Raw genomic sequence first — 4,578 nt, 5'->3', positions numbered from 1 at the left:
GCGTGAGGATGCCCATGCCGGCGCCAAAGAAGCCGCCGTAGATCGCCACGATGGTCTGGAAGATCAAACCGCCAAGCCCGCCCGGCGTACCGGCCGCCCGCGTGCCGAGCCCGACCTTCGCCTTGGCCGCCGCAACGGCGCGGCTGATCTGCCCGGAGAAGGCGAACAGGCTGGTAGCCACCAGCAGCAGCCACGGCACCAGGCGCGAGAAGGCGGCGTTAGACGTAGCCAGCAGAAGCAAGCTGCCGCTGATGCCACCAATCAGCGACACCAGCACCAGCAGCAGCGTCCACCGCGGGTGGCGGCTCACCTCGCGCCGGTAGGCCCAGGCGCTCGACAGGCTGGCCGGCCACATGGCCACGGTGTTGCTGGCGTTGGCCATCACCGGCGGCACGCCGGCCGCCAGCAGCGCGGGAAACGAGAAGAAGGTGCCGCCCCCAGCGATGGCGTTCATGCCGCCAGCCAGAAAGGCGCCGCCGCCGACGAGGAGGATCTGCGCGGCGTCCATGTCAGCCTCGCCCGCCGCGGAGGTAGGCCACCACGTCGTCCATCGTGCGGCCGGTGGCGGTGGGCGCCACGTCGAGCGCCTCGAGGGGCTGGCCGCTGCGGTTGATCCAGAAGGTGGTGAAGCCATACCAGGCGGCGCCGGCCGCGTCCCAGCCGTTGGAGGTGACGAACAGGATGCGCTCCGGCGCAACGCCGAAGGCGGCCGGAGCCAGGGCGTAGGCGTCGGGGTGGGTCTTGTACTTGCGCACCGCGTCCACCGACAGCACGTGGTCGAACAGCCCCTGCATGCCGGCGCTCTTGATCGCCACCTGGAGCATCTCGGGCGTACCGTTGGAGAGGATTGCGGTGGGCAGGCCGGCGTCTTTCAGGCGACGCAACGCGCAGAGATTCTCGGGGAAAGGCGACAGGCAGGCGTACTGGTTCATCAGCTGGGTGCGCTGGGCACCATCGAGGGCCAACCCCAGGCGGGCGGCGGCAAAGTCGAGGCCGTCCCGGGTGATGTCCCAGAAGGGTTTGTAGCGGCCCGACAGGCTGCGGATGAAGCTGTACTCGATCTGCTTCTGGCGCCACAGCTCGGCAAGCGTAGCCCCCTTGCCCGGAAACAGCTGCTCGGCCAGCAGCCCCACCGAGTAGACGTCGAAGAGCGTGCCAAAGGCATCGAACGCGACGGCCTGGATTCGGGCTTGCTGCGCCATGCTGGTTTGCTCCTCGCTGCGTAGGGTGACGGGTGGGGGTTGTTGCCGGAGCGCCGGCCCGCTGTCTGCTTGCGGGACAACATCTCTTTTTAGTGCAATGCAGCGAAGTTTATTCAATGCATAAAGAAAAAAGAAGCCATAATAAAATCAAATGATTTTTTACTTTTAGTACAAGATGAGCAACTTCAAGGAGATCACCGCCTTTGTCAGCGTCGCCAGCCGCGGCAGCCTGTCCGCAGCGGCCCGCGCCGAGGGCGTGACACCGGCGATGATGGGGCGGCGCATCGACGCGCTGGAGGAGCGCCTGGGGGTGAAATTGCTGCTGCGCACCACCCGCAAGCTGAGCCTGACCTTCGAGGGCAGTGCATTCCTTGAGGATTGCCAGCGCATTCTCAACGATCTGGCCAATGCCGAAGCCTCGGTCAGCCTCGGGGGGGTGAAAGCCAGTGGTCATATCAAGGTGTCCGCTCCCGCGGGCTTTGGCCGCCGCCATGTGGCGCCCTTGGTGCGGGGTTTTCTGGCGGCTCATCCAGAGGTGACCTGCAGTCTGGACCTTTCGGATCGTCTGGTGGATTTGGTGAATGAAGGTGTCGATTGTGCCATTCGCATCGGTGAGCTGAGTGATTCCAGTCTTGTGTCCGTTCGCTTGGCAGAGAACCGTCGGGTGGTGGTGGCAAGTCCCTCATATCTGGCCCGTGCGGGTATTCCGGAGACACCTGACGATCTTGTCCGCCATGACTGTCTCTCCCTCGATCTTCAGCGCGGCTGGGTCTTCATCGACCCGGATACCCCCGGCAAGACCCGGGTCATCAAGGTGTCCGGGCGGTTCGAGTGTAACGATGGAACGGTTCTCCACGAGTGGGCCCTGGGAGGCGTCGGGCTAGCCTGGCGCTCCATGTGGGAGGTGGAGCAGGATCTCCATGCGGGAAGGCTCGTATCGGTTCTGGATGTCTATGCAGCGCCGGCCTCCAGCATCTACGCGGTCTTTCCCCAGAGCCGGCGCCTGCCCCTGCGGGTGCGTCTGTTGATTGATCACCTGCGTGGCGTTTTCGGGCGACCGGATTACTGGAAGGGTGTCTGAGGGGGACGCGGGTCTGGCGAGGCATTTTCCCCCGTCTGCTCTGGACCTACTTCAAACTCGATGATGATCCGGCTGGGTACGGGCGCTCCCGCTACGTAACCGGGCCGGAAGTGCCAGAGCCTGACCGTTTCGCCATACGCAGCGGCGGCCTCGCACAGCCGGCCTTCGCAATCGGGTACGACCAGCGCAACGCTCCCCTGCGCATCAATGCCCAGTTTGAGCCGGAAGCGCCCCGGCGGCCACTCCGTAAAGCGGGGCCAGCGGCCTTCGTCCTGCGCGTCCATCAGACGGGGAGGTTCGCTCAGGCGGCTGGCAGGCAGATAGTCGGAAATTTTCCGTTCGGTGATGCCGGGTGTCGTCTGTTCCTGTCCGGTCTCTGCCGTGCTGCTTGTCTGCATCGTCTCCGGCTCCTGACCTGGCAGGGCGGCTGCCGGGGCGTCCCCAGGCTGAAGGGCGCCTGCTGGGGGGGCCTCCAGGGGGACCTGAGCCGCGGGCGGGCGGATCATCAGCCGGGCTTCGATAAGGGGTGGGGGAGGGCGGGTTGTCAGGGCCGGAGATGGCCTGTGCTGGCTCAGTTCCAGGGCGGCCAGATGAGCGCAGAGCGACAGTCCCAAGGCAGCGCCCAGGCGGAGGGGGTTCCGGGTGTTCACGGTACCTTCGGTGGGGTCTGACGGATACGGGTCCGAGCTTTCCGGATGGTGCATTGTTACAGGTTCTGGTTGTTCTTCCTGCCGCTTGTCGGCAGGTTCTGGCCGTCGATCGCAGCAGGCTCGACCGCCTGCAGGGGTGATGGCATTCTCACAATGAAGGAGAAAAAAATGCGCAAGCAATCGGGCGTGACCTTGCTGGAATTGATGATTGTCGTGGCGATCGTAGGCATCCTTGCCGCCGTTGCCGTTCCAGCCTATACGGATCATATCTCAAGGGGCAGGATTGCCCGTGGCGTGGAGGCCTTGATGGAGGCCAAGGTTAGAATGGAGCAGTACTACAACTCCAACCGGACCTATACCGTCGCAGGCGGCACGACCTGCCCCTCCCTGTTTGCCGCGTTGTTCAGCGATACGGATTTCGACGTTGCCTTGTCCAGCTGCTCGACGACCACATTCACGATCACCGCGACGGGTAAGTCGGGGATGAGCGGCTACAGCTACACCATCAATCAGAACGGGGTCAAAACCTCATCGACCCCCACGGCGTCCTCCTCCACTTGCTGGTTGATGTCTAAGGGAGCCACGACATGCTGACTGGCCGTTCCCGCCGGCCTGGCCAGCGGGGCGTAACCCTCCTTGAACTGATGGTGACGGTCTCCATGGTGGGCATACTTCTCGCCATCGGAGTGCCCAACATGGCGGACTGGATACGCCGTAGCTCGGTGAGGGGGGCCGCGGAGAGCGTTCAGAATGGTCTGCGGCAGGCCCTGGCAGAAGCGGTTCGCCGGAATCACCAGGTGGAGTTTCTGCTGACCAACGGCACGCCCTCGCTCAGTGGCATTCGTACCCTGACCTCGACAGCCAATGGCAAGAACTGGGCTGCCCGGGTGCTGGGCGCAGACAACCTGCCTCTCGCGACGCCCGCTGATGCCTATGTGGGCAGTTTTGCCATGCAGGAGATTGCCGCGGACGTATCCGTTGGCGGCCCGGCCAACCTCGTTTTCAACGGCAATGGCCGTGTGCAGGCGCTGGATGGCACCGCCCCGAGCACACCCCAGGTCTTCAGGATCAGCAGGACGGGAGCGGATAAAGTGTATTGCGTGTTTGTCACTCCGGGCGGTGGAATCAAGATGTGTGATCCTTCCTCTCCTTCGGGCAACCCGGCCGCGTGTGCTCCGCAGTTGGCAGCGGACCTGTGCGCCGGCCCTTGATCGTGAGGTGACCATCGTGCTCAAGAAACAGGACATGCAGGGCTACGTCTTGCTGGAGGCCCTGGTGGCGTTGCTGATCTTTTCCCTCGGGCTTCTGGGAATGATCGGTTTCCAGGCGGCCGCTTCCAAGATTTCCACCGACAGCCGTTTCCGGACCGAGGCGGCGATGCTGGCCGACGAACTGATGACCAAGATGGCGGCTTCCGATGTCAGCAAGGTTCAGTCCGAGTTCGGCGCCACCGGGACCAAATTCGTCGAGTGGAAAACCAAGCGGCTGGAGGGCGGGAGCCGGCTGCCCAATCCGGAGGTCACCCTGCAGTTCTCCGCCGGCGCAACCAGTCAGGTCTTGCGCGCCGATCTCACCATCAAATGGACCATGCCAGGTGCCGGGACGGGAGCGAATGCCCGGGAGGTTCAGGGCGTTTACACCACCC

6 protein-coding genes and 1 pseudogene are annotated in these 4,578 nt (G+C 64.1%); 4 read left to right on the top strand and 3 right to left on the bottom strand.

The window, feature by feature from the left end:
• Both PHD22_RS07115 and PHD22_RS07110 read right to left on the bottom strand, forming a co-directional pair.
• Positions 1 to 508: pseudogene (locus tag PHD22_RS07115) on the bottom strand (sulfite exporter TauE/SafE family protein); the annotation flags it as partial.
• A 1-nt stretch (position 509) separates the two neighbouring features.
• Entirely contained in the window at positions 510 to 1,202 is a 693-nt protein-coding gene (locus PHD22_RS07110) for a haloacid dehalogenase type II (protein ID WP_299864299.1), read from the bottom strand.
• 175 nt (positions 1,203 to 1,377) lie between these two features.
• Between PHD22_RS07110 and PHD22_RS07105 the strand changes: the two genes are divergently transcribed.
• Entirely contained in the window at positions 1,378 to 2,283 is a 906-nt protein-coding gene (locus PHD22_RS07105) for a LysR family transcriptional regulator (RefSeq protein WP_299864296.1), read from the top strand.
• Here PHD22_RS07105 and PHD22_RS07100 read toward each other — a convergent pair.
• Positions 2,265 to 2,933, bottom strand: coding sequence for a hypothetical protein (locus PHD22_RS07100; RefSeq protein ID WP_299864293.1), 669 nt, complete (start codon positions 2,931 to 2,933; stop codon positions 2,265 to 2,267). The genes PHD22_RS07105 and PHD22_RS07100 overlap by 19 nt on opposite strands.
• A gap of 45 nt (positions 2,934 to 2,978) precedes the next feature.
• On the opposite strand from PHD22_RS07100, the gene PHD22_RS07095 reads away from it, so the two are divergent.
• The 3 genes from PHD22_RS07095 to pilV form a co-directional block, all read left to right on the top strand.
• On the top strand, positions 2,979 to 3,527 hold the full coding sequence (locus PHD22_RS07095) for a type IV pilin protein (RefSeq protein ID WP_299864290.1): 549 nt from the start codon (positions 2,979 to 2,981) through the stop codon (positions 3,525 to 3,527).
• Positions 3,521 to 4,144, top strand: coding sequence for a GspH/FimT family pseudopilin (locus PHD22_RS07090; RefSeq protein WP_299864287.1), 624 nt, complete (start codon positions 3,521 to 3,523; stop codon positions 4,142 to 4,144). The genes PHD22_RS07095 and PHD22_RS07090 overlap by 7 nt, the downstream gene beginning before the upstream one ends.
• A gap of 16 nt (positions 4,145 to 4,160) precedes the next feature.
• On the top strand, positions 4,161 to 4,578 hold a 418-nt coding region (pilV, locus tag PHD22_RS07085; RefSeq protein ID WP_299864284.1), incomplete at its 3' end, for a type IV pilus modification protein PilV.

This window comes from Zoogloea sp., from assembly GCF_028693495.1.
GTDB lineage: Bacteria > Pseudomonadota > Gammaproteobacteria > Burkholderiales > Rhodocyclaceae > Zoogloea.
The sequence above is the reverse complement of the archived record's forward strand: the minus strand, read 5'-3'. Positions and strand labels throughout refer to the sequence as shown.

Bases quoted from the DNA above. Each gene is read 5' to 3' on its own strand.
- PHD22_RS07090 (WP_299864287.1), top strand. From the start codon at position 3,521: ATGCTGACTGGCCGTTCCCGCCGGCCTGGCCAGCGGGGCGTAACCCTC.
- PHD22_RS07110 (WP_299864299.1), bottom strand. From the start codon at position 1,202: ATGGCGCAGCAAGCCCGAATCCAGGCCGTCGCGTTCGATGCCTTTGGC.
- PHD22_RS07105 (WP_299864296.1), top strand. From the start codon at position 1,378: ATGAGCAACTTCAAGGAGATCACCGCCTTTGTCAGCGTCGCCAGCCGC.
- PHD22_RS07095 (WP_299864290.1), top strand. From the start codon at position 2,979: ATGGTGCATTGTTACAGGTTCTGGTTGTTCTTCCTGCCGCTTGTCGGC.